This is a genomic window from Microvirga puerhi (assembly GCF_020089865.1).
In the GTDB taxonomy this organism is placed as follows: Bacteria; Pseudomonadota; Alphaproteobacteria; order Rhizobiales; family Beijerinckiaceae; genus Microvirga; species Microvirga puerhi.
In genome coordinates, this window is record NZ_JAIRBM010000001.1 from 31,788 (window position 1) to 49,842 (window position 18,055).

At 62.4% G+C, this 18,055-nt stretch carries 16 protein-coding genes and 1 tRNA gene; 8 read left to right on the forward strand and 9 right to left on the reverse strand.

Annotated features, from left to right (window positions below; translation table 11 throughout):
• The 5 genes from K9B37_RS00185 to K9B37_RS00205 form a co-directional block, all read right to left on the reverse strand.
• The gene (locus tag K9B37_RS00185; protein WP_224310781.1) at nucleotides 1-465 is read right to left on the reverse strand and encodes a DUF4381 domain-containing protein; all 465 of its coding nucleotides are present in this window, start codon (nucleotides 463-465) and stop codon (nucleotides 1-3) included.
• The gene (locus K9B37_RS00190) at nucleotides 462-1,457 is read right to left on the reverse strand and encodes a DUF58 domain-containing protein (protein WP_224310782.1); all 996 of its coding nucleotides are present in this window, start codon (nucleotides 1,455-1,457) and stop codon (nucleotides 462-464) included. The genes K9B37_RS00185 and K9B37_RS00190 overlap by 4 nt, the downstream gene beginning before the upstream one ends.
• Nucleotides 1,458-1,476: 19 nt before the next feature.
• Complete coding sequence (locus K9B37_RS00195; RefSeq protein WP_439651650.1) at nucleotides 1,477-2,481, reverse strand: AAA family ATPase; 1,005 nt, start codon at nucleotides 2,479-2,481, stop codon at nucleotides 1,477-1,479.
• A 179-nt stretch (nucleotides 2,482-2,660) separates the two neighbouring features.
• Nucleotides 2,661-3,110 (reverse strand): hypothetical protein, encoded by a 450-nt coding sequence (locus K9B37_RS00200; protein WP_224310783.1) that lies wholly within the window; start codon nucleotides 3,108-3,110, stop codon nucleotides 2,661-2,663.
• A 188-nt stretch (nucleotides 3,111-3,298) separates the two neighbouring features.
• Nucleotides 3,299-3,685: a hypothetical protein gene (locus K9B37_RS00205; RefSeq protein WP_224310784.1), complete on the reverse strand. Its 387-nt coding sequence runs from the start codon at nucleotides 3,683-3,685 to the stop codon at nucleotides 3,299-3,301.
• Between the two features lie 418 nt (nucleotides 3,686-4,103).
• Here K9B37_RS00205 and mgtE point away from each other — a divergent pair, with 418 nt between their 5' ends.
• A complete protein-coding gene (gene mgtE, locus K9B37_RS00210) occupies nucleotides 4,104-5,474 on the forward strand; it encodes a magnesium transporter (RefSeq protein ID WP_224310785.1) in 1,371 nt (456 codons plus the stop codon).
• Between the two features lie 172 nt (nucleotides 5,475-5,646).
• On the opposite strand, the gene K9B37_RS00215 is transcribed toward mgtE, so the two are convergent.
• Nucleotides 5,647-5,835, reverse strand: coding sequence for a hypothetical protein (locus tag K9B37_RS00215; protein ID WP_224310786.1), 189 nt, complete (start codon nucleotides 5,833-5,835; stop codon nucleotides 5,647-5,649).
• Nucleotides 5,836-6,459: 624 nt separating this feature from the next.
• On the opposite strand from K9B37_RS00215, the gene K9B37_RS24825 reads away from it, so the two are divergent.
• The 4 genes from K9B37_RS24825 to K9B37_RS00235 all read left to right on the forward strand — a co-directional run bounded on the left by K9B37_RS24825 (nucleotide 6,460) and on the right by K9B37_RS00235 (nucleotide 13,245).
• Nucleotides 6,460-10,689 (forward strand): Tc toxin subunit A-related protein, encoded by a 4,230-nt coding sequence (locus tag K9B37_RS24825; protein WP_224310787.1) that lies wholly within the window; start codon nucleotides 6,460-6,462, stop codon nucleotides 10,687-10,689.
• A gap of 142 nt (nucleotides 10,690-10,831) precedes the next feature.
• Nucleotides 10,832-11,590 (forward strand): class I SAM-dependent methyltransferase, encoded by a 759-nt coding sequence (locus tag K9B37_RS00225; RefSeq protein ID WP_224310788.1) that lies wholly within the window; start codon nucleotides 10,832-10,834, stop codon nucleotides 11,588-11,590.
• Between the two features lie 192 nt (nucleotides 11,591-11,782).
• Nucleotides 11,783-12,754: an MBL fold metallo-hydrolase gene (locus K9B37_RS00230; protein WP_224310789.1), complete on the forward strand. Its 972-nt coding sequence runs from the start codon at nucleotides 11,783-11,785 to the stop codon at nucleotides 12,752-12,754.
• Between the two features lie 101 nt (nucleotides 12,755-12,855).
• Entirely contained in the window at nucleotides 12,856-13,245 is a 390-nt protein-coding gene (locus K9B37_RS00235) for a tetratricopeptide repeat protein (RefSeq protein WP_224311177.1), read from the forward strand.
• A gap of 185 nt (nucleotides 13,246-13,430) precedes the next feature.
• On the opposite strand, the gene K9B37_RS00240 is transcribed toward K9B37_RS00235, so the two are convergent.
• Together K9B37_RS00240 and K9B37_RS00245 are read right to left on the reverse strand one after the other, a co-directional pair.
• Nucleotides 13,431-14,216, reverse strand: coding sequence for an anti-sigma factor family protein (locus K9B37_RS00240; RefSeq protein ID WP_224310790.1), 786 nt, complete (start codon nucleotides 14,214-14,216; stop codon nucleotides 13,431-13,433).
• Nucleotides 14,213-15,007, reverse strand: a complete 795-nt coding sequence (locus K9B37_RS00245; protein ID WP_224310791.1) for a sigma-70 family RNA polymerase sigma factor — start codon at nucleotides 15,005-15,007, stop codon at nucleotides 14,213-14,215. The genes K9B37_RS00240 and K9B37_RS00245 overlap by 4 nt, the downstream gene beginning before the upstream one ends.
• Nucleotides 15,008-15,342: 335 nt before the next feature.
• Between K9B37_RS00245 and K9B37_RS00250 the strand changes: the two genes are divergently transcribed.
• The 3 genes from K9B37_RS00250 to K9B37_RS00260 all read left to right on the forward strand — a co-directional run bounded on the left by K9B37_RS00250 (nucleotide 15,343) and on the right by K9B37_RS00260 (nucleotide 17,317).
• Entirely contained in the window at nucleotides 15,343-15,753 is a 411-nt protein-coding gene (locus K9B37_RS00250; RefSeq protein ID WP_224310792.1) for a hypothetical protein, read from the forward strand.
• Nucleotides 15,754-16,501: 748 nt separating this feature from the next.
• Nucleotides 16,502-16,575, forward strand: a tRNA-Gln gene (locus K9B37_RS00255).
• A 373-nt stretch (nucleotides 16,576-16,948) separates the two neighbouring features.
• Nucleotides 16,949-17,317, forward strand: coding sequence for a hypothetical protein (locus tag K9B37_RS00260; RefSeq protein WP_224310793.1), 369 nt, complete (start codon nucleotides 16,949-16,951; stop codon nucleotides 17,315-17,317).
• 112 nt (nucleotides 17,318-17,429) lie between these two features.
• Here K9B37_RS00260 and ruvX read toward each other — a convergent pair whose 3' ends face one another.
• Complete coding sequence (gene ruvX, locus K9B37_RS00265) at nucleotides 17,430-17,957, reverse strand: Holliday junction resolvase RuvX (protein ID WP_224311178.1); 528 nt, start codon at nucleotides 17,955-17,957, stop codon at nucleotides 17,430-17,432.
• Between the last annotated feature and the right edge of the window lie 98 nt (nucleotides 17,958-18,055).

The following is an 18,055-nucleotide window of genomic DNA, read 5'->3' on the forward strand; positions in this document are numbered from 1 at the left end:
CTATCGCCCTTCCGCTTCGTGGATCTGCAGCCAACGCCGTGCGGCGGCGACAGCGGCTGCAAAATCCAGAGGCGTCATCGTTGTTTCGCGCGAATACGCCAGCGCGGGAAGAAGTCGGGCCGGGCCTGACGTAAAATCCTCCGTGCGGCCTGTCCGATCAAGGAATGTCAGGAAATCCGCACCGCTCAGGGCAGCTACACTCCCTCGTCCATAGGCCGTCATCGCGGCCCGCTTGAGAAGTGGCATCACTGCTTTCCGGTCGGACAATGCGTCCAATTCGCGAATGGCTTCGCGGCGATAAGCATTGGCGCGGTATCGGCGATAGGCGCGGATCGACGCGACCAGAACCGTCGCCACGATGCCTGCGCCGATGAGCCACCAGCCCGGTGCCGGCGGCCACCACGAGACGGCGGACGGAAGCGCTATGTCCCGCAGGTTGGAGAGGTCGGCGGGATCGCCGTTCATCGTTGCACCGCCGCCGCCGGGGCCGCCGGAACCTTGTGCGCCATGCGCCGTCCCAGCAATTCGCGAAGCTGGTCGATCGGGTCGAGATCCGCACGGATCGGCAAAACGGGGATTGATCGCTTGCGCGAGAAGCCGTCGACCCGTCGCCGACGTTCCTCGAAAGTCTCCAGGAAATCGCGCCTGAGTCCCGACGAGGTCGTGTCGACCTCGATCTGACGATCGGCTTCGGCAACGACGGCGGGGCCGATTTCGGGAAGGTCGGCCTCGAGCGGATCGTAGACGAAGATGCTCATGACGTCGTTGTGGGCGGTGAGGTCCGTGACGTGTTCCACCGTTTCCGCATCGGCTCCCGCCGTATCCGTAATCATGCACAGGAGGCCGTCATGCTTCAGGAATGCTGCGGCATGATGCAGGGCCTCGTTGAGCGCCTCCGGTCGCGTGGGTTCGGCGACCCGCCCGGGCAGTTGCTGATTCACCTTGGCGACCGCGTTGATGACGTTCATCGCCCCAGCATCCCGCGCCTGCGGCTTGATCGTCGTCATTGCGCTGTCGGAGAACACGACAGCACCGATCCGATCGCCGAGGGACGTGACGCGCCACGCCGATGCGGCCGCGATCTCGGCGGCGACGACGGATTTCGTGGCGCGGCGGCTGCCGAAGAACATCGACAGCCGCTGGTCGACGAGCAGGATCACCGCCCGGTCGCGCTCCTCCGTATAGACGCGGATGAACGGATCGCGCAGCCGCGCCGTTGCATTCCAGTCGATGGTGCGCGTGTCGTCGCCGGGATAATAGGGGCGCAGCTCCTCGAAGTTCAGTCCGCGTCCACGCAGCCGCGAGGCGTGACGCCCTGTCAGGATGCTGTGAACCGGCTGGCGCGGCAGGAAGCTGAAGCCACGGGCCTTGTGGCGCAGCCGGATCAACTCGTCCACCGTGACGGTGATCCGGGCGGCGCCGGAAGAAGAGTGGCGATGCGTTCCTGCTGAAGCCATCCGTCGCCTCCGTGCTCCGTCAGGTCGCGACGGCAACCTGCCGGATGATCTCGTCGATCACGTCGTCGGGTTTCACGCCGTCGGCGCTCGCCTCGTAGCTCAGGGAGACGCGGTGGCGTAGGCAGTCATGCGCCACCGCCTGCACATCCTCCGGAACAACGTAATCTCGTCCTCGAAGCCAGGCCTGGACGCGCGACGTCCGATCGAGGGCAAGCGAGCCGCGGGGGCTCGCACCGATGGCGATCCACTGCTTGAGCTTGTCCCCATATTCGACGGGACGGCGCGTCGCTGCGATCAGGCCGACCATGTAGCTCTCGATAGCTTCTGCCGAATTGATCCGATCGATCTCCGCCCGGGCATCGAAAATCGCCCGTTGCGGGATCTTGGGTGGGGACGCGGAGGAAGTGCCTCCGCTTGCATTTTCGTCTCGGACCAGACGGAGGACTTTCACTTCGTCCCCATCACTCGGATAATCGATGCGGACGTGCATCAGAAAGCGGTCCATCTGGGCTTCGGGAAGAGGGTAAGTACCCTCCTGCTCAATCGGATTTTCCGTGGCCAGCACCATGAACAGGTCCGGCAACGTGTAGCGCTTGCCCGCCACCGTGACCTGCCGCTCTTCCATGGCTTCCAGCAGCGCCGATTGCACCTTGGCCGGGGCGCGATTGATCTCGTCCGCCAGGATCAGATTTCCGAAGACGGGTCCCTGACGGAACTCGAAGGTTCCGCCGCCTTGGCCGTCGCTGCGGTAGATCTCGCCGCCGGTCACATCGGAGGGCAGGAGGTCCGGCGTGAACTGGATGCGGCTGAACTCCGCTTCGAGATTCTGCGCCAGGCTCTTAATGGCACGCGTCTTGGCGAGGCCAGGCAAACCTTCGATCAGGACATTGCCGTTGGCGAGCAGAGCGATGATCAGACGCTCGACAACCCTTTCCTGCCCGATAATCGACTGGTTCACCCGTGCCTGAAGGTCGAGGATCGCATCCCGGGCATGTGCAGGGTGCCCGCTGTCCAACCGGCTCACTACTTGTGTCTTATCTGGCACCTGATCCTGTCCTTCTGCCGGTTAAGGCGTCCGTCTCGGAAGAGGGGACGCCAGTTCGGGGCGCTGGTCGGGCGATCGGGAACTTGAAGGGATTCTGCGTCAAGGTCGGCACTTTCACAACATGGGTGATCGCCTGCTCCTGCGGAGAGGTGCTCCGCTCAACGGGGACAGACGTCCCAGAATCCCTGAGTTCGCTGCTGGTCCGTGTAGTACCAGCAATATCCGGGGCCCGGCGCCGGCGGCGCGACGTAGTTCGCGGCGGCTGAGGCTGTGATGAAGCCGAGAGCCGCCCCCGCCGCGACGGCGGCCCCGGGGCGCCACCAGTAGTTCGGTGGGCGGACCCATGCGGCTCCGGGAGGGATCGGTCTTGCGGGACGGTAGCCTGGTGGACGCGCGACCGCAGCCCCGCGGCCTGCCACGACACCGCCTTGAGGTCCTCGCGCGGCGAAACCACCGCGCGCCGCGCCAGGGCGATATTGCACTGTTTCGATCAGATTGGGCGTCCGGTGCGCTACCGGACCGGCGCTCTGAAAGGGGGCGGCCTCGGTGGATGATGCCAGGGGTAACAGGCAAAGGGTTACCGCAGCGGTCAGCGTGGCCGGCTTCATGATGAGCCCTCCCTGTGGGAGATCATCCGAGGCGCTGGCGTGGCCCTGCCGGATTTCATTCCCGCGAGAAGAACACTTTAGGGCGGCCACGAAGGATCGGTATTAGGGTAAGACCTGAGATGAGACTTGGAAAACACCGCAGGTCCGCCGGCGACGGACACTGAATCCGTCTCCTCCCGACGGCGCCGTCAGTTCGCGCGGCGTGGAAACGGCCCAACCGTCATTGTTTCCTGCTCGTAGACCGAGGCGATCTGTAGAGCGCGCCATCGTTCTTCCGCCGTGGCCAGTCGCCGCGCCGCGGCCTCGCGGTCTTTCAACGCCTCTTCCTCCTTATGAAAGAGGATCTTAAGGGGAGCGAACGATTGGCGGCGATAGGCATGCGCGAGCATGCGGTGCAGACCTCTGCGCACGACCAGATGCCGGTCCTTTGCCCTCTGCCACTCGATGCGGACGACTTCGAGGATGTGGCACGCCTCGTCGAGGGCAGACCGGCAGACAAGGGCATCCGCGTGAGGATGACGATATCGGACGTCGGCACCTTCGGAGAAGTCCCAAAAAGTAACGCGCTGCACCATCCCATACTCCTGCATCACGATCCGGAGCCACGGAACGCGGCCATCCTAGCGTGCCGGCACGCGCGAACGCAGTAGCGTTTACCCTGAGCTTGAGCGGCATAACACCTGAACGAGGTGACTTTCATTGCAAGGTCAGCCTGCGGTTGAGCCGGGGTCGATCATCGCCGCTCGGCGGCCACTGATGCCTGCGCCGGCCAAGCGCGCATGTTTTTCGGCTTGACTGGGAACCGCGACAGGCGCATTGCGCTTTGCATCCGCACCCCGTTTGAAAGGTTGCGGGACCACAGGAACCCAGACCCCCATGCCAAGCGACAGTTACAGTCGATTGTCCCAGCCGTCACCGGCCCGCGTGAACGCCTGATCGCTTGATCGGCTCACCGCGACCGGCCCGTGACGGCTGGTCGAAAAGAGGTGAGCCATGGAAGACAGCAACAACCCGACCGAGGTGGTTCGCGATCCCTCCACCCTTGCTGCGGAGTTGGCCAACGAGCATGTTGCCGACATCGCGGAGATTCTGAACGAGCAGCCGACTGAGGTCGCGTCGGAGGTGCTCAGTCACCTGCCTCTCGACCGGGCGGTCGAGGTGCTTGACCAACCTGAGCTGGAAGAATCTGCCGACCTGATCGCAAGCCTTCCGGATGATCGAGCGCTGGCGCTCTTGTCGGGCATGTCCGCGGACCGGGTCGCGGAGGTATTCCGCGATCTCGAAGAGCCTCGCCGTTCCGTCCTCCTGGACCGTCTCGACGACGAGACGCGGCTTTCCGTTCTTCGCCTCCTGTCTTATCCGCCGGATACGGCAGGCAGCATCATGACGACGGAGTTCGTCAGCGTTCCCTCGACATGGTCCGTCGGGCGGACGCTCGACTACATTCGTCGGGTCGAGCGGACGCGGGAGACCGTGTATGCGATCTATGTTCTTGATCCGAGGACGAAGAGGCTCATTCAAACGGCCTCGTTGCGCAGGCTCATTTCAGGCGAACCGAACGCCTCGATCCTGTCCGTTGCATATCCCCGGCGACCCGTGACGGTCACGCCACTCACCGACCGGGAAGACGTCGCGCGGATCATTTCGAAATACAATCTCCTAGCCGTTCCCGTCGTCGACCGTGACCATGTCATCGGCATCGTCACGGTCGACGACGTGATCGACGCCATCGTCCAGGAAAGCACGGAGGATGTGCAGAAGTTCGGCGGCATGGAGGCTCTGACCGAGCCCTATATGCAGATCAGCTTCATCGAGATGATCCGGAAGCGTGCCGGCTGGCTCTGTATTCTGTTTTTAAGCGAGATGCTGACGGCCAGCGCCATGCAATTCTTCGAGGGAGAGTTGGAGAAGGCTCTGGTCCTGACCTTGTTCATTCCCTTGATCATGAGTTCGGGCGGAAATTCGGGGTCCCAGGCAACGTCTCTGCTCATTCGCGCGCTTGCCTTGCGGGAAGTAAGACTGCGCGACTGGTGGCGCGTCGCTTTGCGGGAACTGCCCATGGGCATCACCCTCGGCACGATCCTGGGATTGATCGGGGCGGTCCGCATCACGTTGTGGCAGAAGCTTGGGTTTTACGATTACGGCGAGCATTGGATGCTCATTGCCTTGACGGTCGGTACGGCACTTGTCGGTATCGTAACCTTCGGCTCGCTTGCCGGATCGATGCTTCCCTTCATCCTGCAACGAATTGGCTTCGATCCTGCGAGCGCATCGGCACCTTTCGTGGCAACACTGGTCGATGTGACCGGCCTGATCATCTACTTTACGGTCGCACTCGCCATCCTGAGTGGAACCTTGCTTTAGGGCAAGGAACGATCGTGGGCCATATGTCCCAAGATGTGAGCGGCAGCTCCGCGTTTTGCTCGTTAACGAAGCCGCCGCTCTCGATCTCTGCTGTTTTTCAGGGAAGAGGGACGTTGATGGCGGGTCCGGGCATTTGCTTGCCCATTCCGCATGAGCCGCCCCAGGCGAGGTTTCATTCCTTGTCAGGAAGCTCCCCAAAGTGGTCGAGGCTCAGGTCCGATTCCTCGTCGAGGAGTGATATCGCCGCCCAAGCGTAGGTGCGGAAATTATCCTTGAGCGCTTCCGACGCCTCATTCCAATTATCCAAACCGGCTTCTGCCCAATAGAATGCTCTAGCCACATGTTCAATACGTGGTTCCACTTCAGTCCCCCGTCTTAAGCCTCTGTGAGATTTGCCGAACTCGTCCTGTGAATCTTCGGTAAGCTTATTTTCTGCTGCTCGATAGGATTAAAGTCGACGGATTACTTATAGGGGGCAGGATAAATGATTCGCTATGCGCCGAAATAGGTAAGCCGAAGGAGGTATCGGTTCCGGTGACCGCGGAGCGTTGCGGTCAAGCACCTTGCAGATTGATTCTACGCATCGACGGTATCAGGACGCCTCGAACCGAGATCCTAACGGGCACGCGGATTGCCGCCCCAGTTCTCAGGGTTTCACCCGATACTCATCGGTCCCGATGTGAATAAACTCAAAGCCAAGCAGTTCGTGAGTAGCCGTCTGTTTCGGTGACGGGCGTTGCATTCCACATGGCCGCGTGCCGGATGTCCGGGAGAACTGCTCCGAGTTTGTCTGCGTCATGTGCGTCGGGTTCGGATCGGCAACCAATCCATGACATGCTTCGCTCCGACCTGCCCAGCCTGCTCAAATTGCGCATGAGAGGAAACAAGGGCGATGCTGAACGATGCTAAGCCGTTGCGGATCCAGGTAAAGACTGTTCACGCCACTACGAGAGCACCTCTCAGCGACGTTGGCGTAGAGGCGATAGTGGGCGAGCAGAAATGTTCGGACTTCGTCGCGCGGACGCTGAGCGGTGCCGACGGCATCGCCATCCTGGACATTCCGCACAACCTTTGGCGGCAGCGACTGCTGGTTCGGCTGTCGGGCGGGCCGGGGGAGGGCATCGAGGTCTCCCACGCCGAACTGGATGGCGAGGTCCCGGCTATCCTGGATGTGCCCCCGGCCTCGGAACTCAACGCCGATCGCCTCGCGCTGCTTGCCGATCAACTCGTCGCTACCAGGAGGGTGCGTGTCGATGATCTCGCTAGCGATCTTGCTGCGCCGACGGCCGACAGCATCGTGCGCGTCCTGACTTCGGGCGAGCGTGCACGTCTCCTTTTAGAACTGGAGCGGAGCCTGGAGCGCGCGGATGCAGCAGAGGGAACATCCGCCATGCTCTTGTTGGATCCGGTGGCCCTGCGGGACGGCAAAGTGCGGATCGTGAAGTTCCGCGATCTACCGCACGTGGACCTGAAGCCCAAGCCGTTGCGGGACATCGACCTCGTCATCAAGCCCGGCCTGGGTTGGGGTCTCTTCCCCTGGGCGCTGCCCGATGACCAGTCCTACCGCGACTACCTGCGCTCGGTCTTCGTGCTTTTCGCACATCAGCAGAAGCTCGGTGTCGGGGCGGATCCGAAGACGTTTCCGGACATCGTCGAGCGTCAGCTCGAACGTCGCTTCAAACAGGACTTCCGGACCGCCGACCGGACCGAGGTGCCTCTCAATCGGTTGCTGGTGCCGCTGGTCACCGCGATCCTCACCGCACCCGCCGGGTCGGGCCTCGGGTTCGGAATCGCGGCCGGCACACTGCCTGCGCAGGGCGCGCGCACCGACAGGCAACATCTGGACGCATTGCTGGCGCTTGCGCCGGTCACGGTCCAAGAATTCACCAACAGATACCGTCTGCCTCTCACCGAGCCGGACAGCGTCACCTCCACCCCCGTGAAGCTCAATATCCATTCTCTCTCCAGGATTCTCAGCGACACGGCGCAGGGGCCGGTAGAGCCGCGCGAGAACGTCATCGAGCCGCAACTGCCCGGTGTCGAGGGCAAGCCGATCCTCTGGACCGAAGTGGTCGGCTCCGCTCCGTTCTTCCTGCGCTTCGACGAGTGGCTGGCGCGGCAGCAGCCATTCTTCGCAGAGAACCTTTTCGCAATTCGCACCCAAGTGATCGGCACGCTGGCCGGCCCATGGCTCACGGAAGGGCGCAAGAAATTCCTCGAATATCACAAGGCCTTGCCCGGCACCCACAGCCTCACCCCCTACAACAGCTATTTCGGTACGATGGACGAGGTGCATCGCGCGGCAAGTTTCCTGCTGGCCTACGGTGCCGCGGACGCCAAGCTGACCGAGCTTGTCCAGGCCATCGACAGGAACCAGTTCGCCACTGCCGCGCGTCTGGCGGACGAGGCCGAGCAGCTGCTGAACGCCGCCGCCCCCAACCCCCGATCCGGTGAGAACTGGGAGCCGGAAATGAGCGTTGGGAACTTCTCACGCCCACTGAGCCTCGCCCGACGCCGCAAGCTCAAAGTATCCAACATCACCGAGCTCACGGGGACACGCGGCACATACTCGCCGGATGGTTTCGAGCGGTTCTTCGAACTGGCCCGACCCGACGATCTCTGGCTGGACGTGGTGCATTTCCGGATCGCGCTTGATCAGGCCACGCGCCTGCGCACCTACCAGCTGCGCTTCCTGCTGCCGATGCTTCGCGCCACCATTCGTGCAGGGCTGGGCGACTTGGCCGGGACGGTGGACGTGCTGGCGGGGGTGACCGGATTCTACATCGGCATCGGCATGCTCGGTACGCCGGCCGGCATGGCGAAACATCCAGACTCGCTCGCATCGAACAGACGGGTAGTGGCTGGCCGCCTGCGCTGGAATGACCTCTTGGGCGACCGTCCCTACACGGCCCGCCTGATGTACGACAAAGAGCAGCGCCTGAACGGTCCGTTCTCGCTTACCCCCCAGATGCGCGGCGGCTACGATGTGCTCAAGCCGGACACGCCACTGCTGCATCCACTGGAGGAGCGGTACGCCCGCATGGTGCAGGCCGATGCGCTTCTGGCTTGGGCAGAGGCGCTGTACCGCACTGACGACGCAGCGAGCCTGGAGCGGGCTCGCGAACTGTACAAGGCCGCGATTTTCCTCCACGGCGAAGATCCAGGGACCAGTGCTTACCTACCGTTCCACCTCACGCTGCCGTGGTTCGGCCTGGTCGAAAACCCACGGGTGCGTAACCAGGTCGATCGGGCTCGCCTTGCACTCCACCAGCTCGAGGCCGGTCTCAATTTCTACGGCTACAACGACGAGGCGGTGCCGACATTAAGCTACGACACTCTGGTCAACGCGGCGCAGCGGTGGGCCACAAGTGCGAAGTCCGCCCAGAACGATTATCTGTCCTATCTCGGCCGGATCGAGCAGTTGGACCTGGACCTCTTGGCCGCCAAGGCACAGGAGCGCAAGGCGCGGGCCACGGTGGCGATCGCCGCGGAACAGGTCGAGATCGCCAAGGCCGGCGTTGTCGTCGCCAAGAAGCTCGTTACCGACGTCGAGAAGCTCATCACTGCGAAGCAGGCGGAGATCGATGACGCCAAGTCGCTGTTCAATCAGTTCGAGGCATATTTCAGCGGCATGAAATCGAGCATCAGCTCTATGGTCGATATCGGCAAGGGCGCCTCTGAGGGGTGGACTTCGCTCAGCACCAGCGGCGTCGGCGAGGCTCTTGGCCTCGGAGAGCAGGGCGCAGGAGGCGCGGCGGCAGCCGGTTCCGAAAGCATCGGCCTGGGCAGCGCCATGGGCGGTCTCGGCGTGGTTGGCGGCTTCGCCGCCTTCGCGGTGCTCAGCACGACCACGTTGCAGGGCATGGCCGATGCTGACACGAAGCGCGAGGGCGAATTGAAGGCGCTCAAGAACGAGACGCTGCCGGTAGCCCAGGCAGCGGTTCGCGTGCAGGAGCGCAACGTGACAATCGCCAACCTGCAGGGGGAAATCGCGGCCACCGATCTCGCCTATGCCCGTGACCTGATCACCTATCAGAACGAACGCTTCCTCAACCGCGACTTCTGGGAGGCGCTCGCCGGCGTCGCGGGCCGTTCCCTGCATCGCTATCTCGACTTGGCCGGGCAGGCGGCATGGTTCGCGGAACGGGCCCTGGCCTACCGCTTGGCCACCCCGATTCGAGTCATTCGAATCGGCTACTTTGATCAGAGGATGCGCGACGTTGGCGGCGTGGACCGCCTGGCGCTCGACTTGGCCGAGTTGGAAGCCCAACGCCTGGCGGCCGCGCGCGTGACCGTGCCGCTGACCGTCACCTACTCCCTTGCCCGCGATCTGCCGCTGGCATTCGGGCAGTTGAAGGCCGGTGGGACGTGCACCTTCACTCTCACCGACGATGACCTGATGGCTGCCCATCCCGGGACCTTCGCCCATCGCATCCGGGCGGTGGACGTGCGCGTGGAGGCGCCCGGCACGGCGGTGCCGGCGCGGGGCATCCTCACCAATAGCGGCTTCTCGCTGCTCCGGCGCGAACCGGCGGCTTCGCGGATTCCGCTGCTCCGCTTCGCGGATGCCTATCCCATCAGCGAGTTTCGGTTGCGTGCCGACATGGCTCTGCACGGCCTGCCGGGAGAGCATCTGCTGCCGTTCGAGGGCGCAGCCTTCACGACCACCTGGACCCTCGATCTTCCGAAGGCCGCGAACGTCGTCGGCTTGAACCGCATCACCGACGTCCGGATCACGTTCGACGTCCAGGCCGCCTACGAGGTGCCGTCCGCAGTTGCTCCGGTGGCGCAGCCCGCCAGCCGCGCCGTGTTCGTCTCTGCTCTCGCCGTCGATTCCACCGGCCTGAAGACCCTGCGCAAGGCCGCCGCGCCGCAGGGCAAGATCCGGTTCGACCTGGACCGGCTGGCTCTGCCGGCCGATGCGGTGATGACGAACCTTGCCGTTGTGATACCGGGCGTGGTGGGTGGCAAGTTTAGCGCCAAGCTGCGCTTCGGCAATGCGTCGGCGACGTCGTTCGATATCGACGACGGGCTGGCGATGTCCAATGCGGGTGCGCTTAGTGACGGGAATCCGGCGAACGTGCGGCCCCTCAACGCGGCGGCCGTAGGCTCGCCCGCGCGTCCTGCCTTCCTGACGATCACCAAGGGCACCGACGCGGATCGTCTGGCCGCCGCGCGGGACGTGCTGCTATGGGTCGAGTACAGTGTGCCTTAGCCGCATGGGTCTACGTAACGCCGAACGCTGTCTGACGTACGGAACTGTGCAGGAGCGTTGCATCGGCCTGAGAGATCTGACAGCCTGATTGTGTCAAGGAGCGCGCATTCCTCGACACAATCAGGCTGTCAGAGGGTCGATCATGGGCCGCTTTGCCTCAAGCGCTGCGTTTTACGAGCGCTACCGTCCGATCTATCCACCTGCCTTCTTCAGCACGGTCTCCCAGACCCTTGGACTCGATGGCAGCCAGCGCCTCATTGATCTCGGCACGGGACCCGGCTTGCTCGCCATTGGGTTTGCGCCCTTCGTGACCGAGATTGTCGGTGTGGATCCCGAACCGGCCATGTTGGCCGCGGCGGGGAAAGCTGCGGCCCGCGCCGGCGTGAGGCTCAACCTGATCCACGCAACCACGGAAAACTTGCCTCAGGACGTCGGCAACTTTCAGCTCGCGACCATCGGACGAGCCCTGCACTGGATGGAGCCGCAAGCCACGCTTCAGGTGTTCGACCGGATCATCGCTCCGGGCGGTGTCATCGTCATCGCATCATCCCGTCCGGACACCCGTGAAGAGCAGAATGAGTGGTTGCCGGCCTATCAGGAGGTTCGGCAGCGGTGGACACCGCCAGATGCGGGCGAGTCTCGCAATCATGATCCAAAGGCCTTCTTCGCTGGAAGTTCGTTCGAGCCCGGCGAGACGATTGAGGTCGCAGCGCAGCAGTCGCTCTCCATCGACGACCTGATCGGCCGGACGCTTTCCTATTCCAGTTCGTCGCCCCAGCGACTTGGGAACAAAGTTGGTCTCATGACTGAGGATCTGAGACGAACGCTTGCACCTTTCGCCTCATCGGGACGAATAGAGGAAACAGTCGTGGCACGAGCAACTATCTTCCACCGCCCGTAGGACTGTGTCATCCCCTGCACACGTAGCGTAGCAGCGATCGACTTCACTGCGGTCAGCGATGTGAAGATCGCCAACCACAGTTCTCCATTCCGGGAATAAAACTGCGAGCGGCGAGGTCTTGCCCTAGGGAGCAGTGTTGGAGCTCGGCATCCGCACATTGCTCTTCAATTCAGGGACTGGAGGAGACCTGTGATGTTGAACATGTCACGTCGAGGCGTCCTGTTAAGCGCGGCCATGGCTACAGCCTTCGGCTTGCCAAAACCGCTGGCCTTGGTTGCCGACGCATACGCGGAGACTCCCGTGGAGCCGACGATAGGCTTCTACAAGTACAAGGTCGGGTCGATCGAGGCGACCGCCGTTTATGACGGCATTTGGCGCAAGCCTCATGATCCGACCTTCATCAAGGATGTGACCGTCGATGAGACGAAAGCCGCGCTCGCCAGGGCAGGGCTGACGACGGATTTCATGCCGATCCCGCTGACGGTGCTGGTTCTGAAGATCGGCGACCGGCACATCATGATCGACGCGGGGTCCGGGGTCGGCCAGTGGCAGGCCAATGCCACGCATCTGCCGGCCAACATGAAGGCCGCAGGCATCGACCGTAGCCAGATCGGCACGATCCTGGTCTCCCATTTCCACCCGGATCATGTGTGGGGCCTGATGGAGAAGGGTACGAATGCCGCCGTGTTTCCCGAGGCCGAGCTTGTGGTCAACAGCGTCGAATACAAGTTCTGGACGGAGCCGGGGCGCGTCGAGAAACTGCCGGAGGGCCGTCGCGCAGCCGGCAAGCGGATCGCCGACGTTTTCCCGACATGGAACAACTGGAGGCTCGTCGAAAGCGGATCCGAGGTCGCGCCCGGCATTCGGATCCTCGACGCCTACGGCCATACGCCCGGCCATTCCGTCTTCCTGGTGACGTCAGGCGACGACCAACTGATGGTATCGAATGACACCATGTATGTCCCGGCTCTCCTGGCACCCCATCCCGAGTGGCAGGGCGCCTACGATCAGGATGGGCCTATGGCGATAACGGCTCGCCGCAAGATCGTCGACCAAGTCATTGCTGATGGGATGATGATCTGTGGTGCCCATTTCCCGTTCCCGGGCCGCGGCACGTTCGTGAGGGACGGCAACGCCTATGCCTTCACTCCCGTAGAGATCTAAACCAGTAAGCGAGAACAATCATGTTCAAGAAAACTTCACTCCTTAAAACCTCATTCCTTTCTTGGGCTCTCCTCGGCACGCTGGTGTTCACGCCAGTCCTGATGAGCAGCGCGGCCTTTGCTGTCGACGATGACACATCGACAGGATCGGTCGATCTGAGTTCGGTGCGCGCCAAGATCAAGGCGGCCAATTATGCTGCGGCGCTGGAAGAACTGCGGGGACTGGCGGAAGATACGCAGCAGGCGGATGTCTATAATCTGCTGGGCTACACGCTGCGGAAGACGGGCGACTTTGATACGTCGCTGACCTACTACAACAAGGCCTTGCAGCTCCAGCCCGACTTCAAGGCGGCCCGTGAGTATCTCGGTGAGTTGTACGTCGAAACCGGGAATGTCGGGAAAGCCAGAGAGCAGCTTGCCGCGTTGGACAAACTCTGCCCAGGCGGATGCGAGGAGCGCGAGGATCTGGCGAAAGCGCTGGAAGGAAAATAAGCGATCGCTATGCGGGTGGGCGAGGCCATCGCCCATCCTTTCGTTTGTCGGCACAGGGTAGTTCCTCACGCTCCTTGACGCATCGCGCGGACTTTCGGTTCACAAAAGTCGCGATGTGCTGCTTCAGATAAGGACCATTGGATCTGCATGGGCCGGTGAGACTATCCCGATCAGTTCACGATCGGTCATTCGCGAGCGAGGCGATCCTGGAACCTGTGCATGAACTCCTGCAGCTCGCCCACATTCAGATCCGAAACAGCCCAGAAGATCATCCCGCTGCCGGACCAGCGGAGCGTGTTGTATCCATTGTTGACCGAGGACTGCGCCTGCTCGATGCCGAGCCCATTCTTCTCGACAGGCCAGATGAAAAGATTAATCACATGCTCGCGGCGTTTGTACACCAGTGCCGCAACCGCCCGCCCGGCAATGTAGTCGAGCCGGCCGCCGGCCAGCGGGAATCCTTCGCTCGCGAGATCGATCACCGGGGGGGCGAAATCGACCCGGCCATCGAACCAGGGCTTCACCGTATGCCGGTCCGAGGTCGTTACATCCGTGATGTGGTTCGCCATAAGGGAGCGAACATGCTCGGAGACGAGCTCCTGCTCCAGATCCGGCGATGGACGCGGCACGATCAAGGCGACGGCGAGACCGGCGGCGAACGCGGCAGCTGGAATGCCAAGATACTGGCCCCACCGCAGGCGCTGCCACCAGCGCGTTGTTGTCGGTATGTCCGGAGTGGCAGATGCGGGTTCAAGACTTGCCAAAATGCGGGCGCGTAGCGCGTCAGGCGCGCGGTAGCGCAGCCCGTCCTGACGCAGGATTGCCCGCTGCTCCTTCAGGCGCTGATACTCGTCGGCACAGGCTGTGCAGGTCCTCAGATGATTTTCGATCTGGAGATCGTTAGCGACGTCCAATTCTCCATCCAGATGGCCATGCAGGAGGATCTTCATGTCGTCACAGGGGAGGGTCATGGCCGTGCCTCCGCATTGCCAACATTGCGCTGGCGCCAAGCGTCTGCGAGCAGCTGGCGCGCCCGCGCGAGGCGGGACATCACGGTTCCGATCGGCGTCCCAGTCGCTTCGGCGATTTCCTGATAGGAGAGTTCTTCGAGCTCACGCAGAACCAGTGTCTCACGGAACGGGAGGGGCAGGCTCTCGATCAACGCCCTCATGGCGGCGATCTCGTCGTGTCTGACAGTCGTGATTTCAGGACTATCCGCGGGATCGATCAGGCCGGCTCCGCTATCCGGCGCAATGCTCGGAGCATCGCCACGATCTCCTCCGACATTCTCGAGCGACACTGTTGGATCCGATGCCGAGGCTTTCGCCCAGGTGTGACAGCAGTTTCTCACGATTGCCAGAATCCAGGCTTTCGGATCGCCGCCTCTGTAGCCTTCAAAGGCGCGAAACGCCCGCAGGAACGCTTCCTGTGCGACGTCCTCAGCGGCGACGGGGTCCCGCAGGAGATAGCGCGCCAGATTATAGGCGGCGTCCAGATGTGGGAGCATCAGCTCGTGGAAGCGCCGGGCGGCGGCGGCTTGCCCAGCCGTCAATGAAGGCGACAGGGAGACCGGCACAGGTTCCTCCGCGCGTTGCTGGATTGTACCTCCGTCGCTCCGGCCTGTCACACCTCCGGATGCTGTGGGCCAAACCACCGACCATTGCGGAGTGCACGGCCGGAGCCGCGGCCCAACCATGACCATGGCCGCCAGGGTCCATCGAGAGAACATGCGTCCGTCGTTGAGCGCGTTTCCGTTCATCATCAGGCGTTCCTGTGCGACTAAGGCGGCTTCATGGCTGTTCAGGAGGTTCTCCAGGCAGTTGGCCTGACAACACTCCTATTGGTCAGGCTGATGCTGCGCTGCCTATCCAGACCGAACCAGACCCAGGTTTATTCCCGCCCGGCGGGAGAATTCCGCAGGCTGTACCTCCGCAGGTGCGATGAAGCACGTCCGGGCATGCGCGGTTCGCTCGCGGCGCGCCTTCCGGGAATAACGGGTCAGTCGGACGGGTCACTGAAACATGAGGCGAGACGAATGGCGCCTCGAATCGAGTAGCACCGGAATTCTTCAAAGAGGCATGTGCCTGGGAGGCTGACATGGGCGGGAACCGTCGCGTGCGCATTCTTGTCGCCGACAGCAATCCAATCTTCCGTGAAACCGTTGCCCAGCGGCTCCGCGCCGAAGGATACGACGCGATTACCGCAGCCACGGGAGAGGGTGCCTTCATCATTCTGCGGGATTGGCAGTCGCCCGTTGATTGGCTCTACGCCAGAGCCGGCCTGCCTGTCCTGATCGACGGCTGGATTCTGGCCGACGAGTATCACGATGCTCATCCGACACGTCCTGCCGTGATCGCGGCGCCGGCCGCCCGGCCAGCCCATCAAGGCGACATCGTCCTCGCTCATCCGAGTCCAGCCGCGGTGCTAGGGATCATCCGCGAGATCATCAGAACTGGCCACGGTTCGCCAACCGAGACCGACGCAGATCATCAGCGGCACGCGGCGTAGTGATCGAGCGCCCAGGCCATCGTTTCGAATGGAAGGTGTTTCGGAGTCCTGTCTTCCTTGGAGGCTTATCATGATGACGAACAAGAAAATGCGTTGGTTTGCCGATGCCGATGAGCGGGGGCCTTTTGAGGGCGGAACTCGCGTCGCGCGGATGATCTCGTTCGCTATGGTCTCAACGAGATCGGGTCGCAACTCTCACGGTGCTGCCGTGCGGCATGTGTCCTCCACGTCCGTGATTCCAGCTGTCGAGGGCCCACGGGAGCCAGGCCATTCCAACAGCGGGGAAGTTCCGTTGCCGCAATGGATAAGGGCTACGCGCTCGAACCGTGCAAGTAGGTTCCTTCCACGTTTCCTGGCCGCTCTTGCAGTCTTGGCGGCGGCAAATGCCATTTTGAGCACCGTTCTGGAGCTGGCTTGGCTCTGATCCACCCGACGCAAACGCGCGCAAGATCATCCTCGGCACGAGGCGGACCTTGCGCCCTGATCAGATTGCGAATGACAGGCGGATGTCCAAGGAGCGCAGGCGACAATGCCTTTGCCGTGCGAGAGGCTGGAACTGAGCCTTTGAAGGCCAAGGTCTACTTGAGATGTCGTTGTCCAAAACTGCGCCGAGAAGCATCCTTCAAACCGCTTGACCGAGAACGGAAAAGGACCTATCTGACCGTCACCGCCGAGGGCGCCTTGCTGAGGATCGCCCGTAATCTTGTGGACCGAACGCCAGAAGTTCAGGTTTTTCAGGTGGTTACGGTGGGGGATAGTTTAATGGTAGAACAGCGGACTCTGACTCCGTTAGTCTTGGTTCGAATCCAGGTCCCCCAGCCAATCTTTCTTCTCGGGAAATACTGACAGTCAGTCGAAAAGGCCGAAGTCCGGCCATCTGTGCGTCCGCGGCATATATTTACGCGGGTGAGGGCATGCGGTTCTCACATGTTTGGCTGATTTGTCGCCGTCCGCACAGATGGCAGCGAGATGCTGCACGCACAGCACCCTTCCAAACATCCTTAGGAAATGCCCGCCTCATCGTCCGCGAACCGGAGTCATCGCGCACGGCTCGCTCGCCTGCAGCGATCTTCGGCGGTTGGCGAAACGACGGCCTGACGCGCTTGAACCCGATTCAGGAATTGTTCAAACAAGCTGTACCATTGTGACTCCTATCGCGGTCGGTGCATGGCGCTGGCCGGGCAGGAGACAAAAAATGACGTTAGGTCAAAGGGTTCCTCGGTGGACCTTGGGGGCAATTGCAGGAGCCCTGTGCCTTGGCGCCGTGAGCGCACAGGCGGCACCGATTCCATTCGGAGCCGGTGATTCTCCGGCAATCGTGCACAAAGCTCAGTTTTTCTACGATGGGCCCGATTATTACGATCCGCCGCCGCCGCCACGCTATTACGGTCCGCCGCCCGGTTATCGCCGGCCGCCTCCGCCGCCGCCTCCGGGCTATTACGGTCCGCCGCGCGGCTACTACAACCGCGAGGCCGCGAAGGAATACATGAAGGATTACAAGCGAGCCGAGAAAGAGATGACCAAGGAGCAGATTCGCTCCTGGAACCGCCGCAACGGCTTCTGACGAGACGGTGCTCTACGCATCGGACGTGAGCGCGAATTCGCGTCCGATGCTTTAAGGTTTTGATTTTAAAGACTTGTTTGCGCAAGCGGGTTCCACGCTTGTGTTTGGTATTCTAGTCGTCCAGCGCGCCGCCTTCGGGCGGCGTGTCCATGTCGAGCTCGGACCGAAGACGGGCTTCGTCTTCCTCATCCTCTTTCAGCGCTGCAATACGCTCGTAACGGTCGAGCGCGCCCTGCAGGATGTACGCAGCTGCCATCTTGTCGACCACGTCGGCGCGCGTCGCCCGCGAGGCGTCGGCATCGAGGAGGGTGCGGGTCACGGCCATGGTGGAAAGCCGCTCGTCCCAGAACAGGACCGGTCCCGGATAGATCGGTTTCAGATTGCGGATGAAGGCGCGGGTCGCCTGGGAGCGCGGTCCCTCGCTCCCATCCATGTTGAGCGGCAATCCGACGACCAGCCCTCCGACCTCGTAGCGGTCGATCAGGGCTTTCAGGCGCTGCGCATCGGGCGTGAATTTCACGCGCTTGATCGTCTCGAGGGGGGTTGCGATCCGCCGCTCCACGTCCGACAGGGCAACGCCGATCGTCTTGGTGCCGAGGTCGATCCCGATCAGGCGAGCGCGCGGGGCAAGCCCCTCCATAAGGGCGATGAGCTCCTGGTCCGTGGCGAGCAATGCGGCCTCCTTCTTGCGGCTCACCTTACAGGAAGACGGGCGGGAAGTCCCCCGCAGCCGACGCT

Bases quoted from the DNA above. Each gene is read 5' to 3' on its own strand.
- K9B37_RS00205 (WP_224310784.1), bottom strand. From the start codon at position 3,685: ATGGTGCAGCGCGTTACTTTTTGGGACTTCTCCGAAGGTGCCGACGTC.
- K9B37_RS00225 (WP_224310788.1), top strand. From the start codon at position 10,832: ATGGGCCGCTTTGCCTCAAGCGCTGCGTTTTACGAGCGCTACCGTCCG.
- K9B37_RS00250 (WP_224310792.1), top strand. From the start codon at position 15,343: ATGGGCGGGAACCGTCGCGTGCGCATTCTTGTCGCCGACAGCAATCCA.
- K9B37_RS00230 (WP_224310789.1), top strand. From the start codon at position 11,783: ATGTTGAACATGTCACGTCGAGGCGTCCTGTTAAGCGCGGCCATGGCT.
- K9B37_RS00190 (WP_224310782.1), bottom strand. From the start codon at position 1,457: ATGGCTTCAGCAGGAACGCATCGCCACTCTTCTTCCGGCGCCGCCCGG.
- K9B37_RS00240 (WP_224310790.1), bottom strand. From the start codon at position 14,216: ATGACCCTCCCCTGTGACGACATGAAGATCCTCCTGCATGGCCATCTG.
- K9B37_RS00200 (WP_224310783.1), bottom strand. From the start codon at position 3,110: ATGAAGCCGGCCACGCTGACCGCTGCGGTAACCCTTTGCCTGTTACCC.
- K9B37_RS00245 (WP_224310791.1), bottom strand. From the start codon at position 15,007: ATGATGAACGGAAACGCGCTCAACGACGGACGCATGTTCTCTCGATGG.
- K9B37_RS00260 (WP_224310793.1), top strand. From the start codon at position 16,949: ATGACGTTAGGTCAAAGGGTTCCTCGGTGGACCTTGGGGGCAATTGCA.
- ruvX (WP_224311178.1), bottom strand. From the start codon at position 17,957: ATGGAGGGGCTTGCCCCGCGCGCTCGCCTGATCGGGATCGACCTCGGC.
- K9B37_RS00185 (WP_224310781.1), bottom strand. From the start codon at position 465: ATGAACGGCGATCCCGCCGACCTCTCCAACCTGCGGGACATAGCGCTT.
- mgtE (WP_224310785.1), top strand. From the start codon at position 4,104: ATGGAAGACAGCAACAACCCGACCGAGGTGGTTCGCGATCCCTCCACC.
- K9B37_RS00235 (WP_224311177.1), top strand. From the start codon at position 12,856: ATGAGCAGCGCGGCCTTTGCTGTCGACGATGACACATCGACAGGATCG.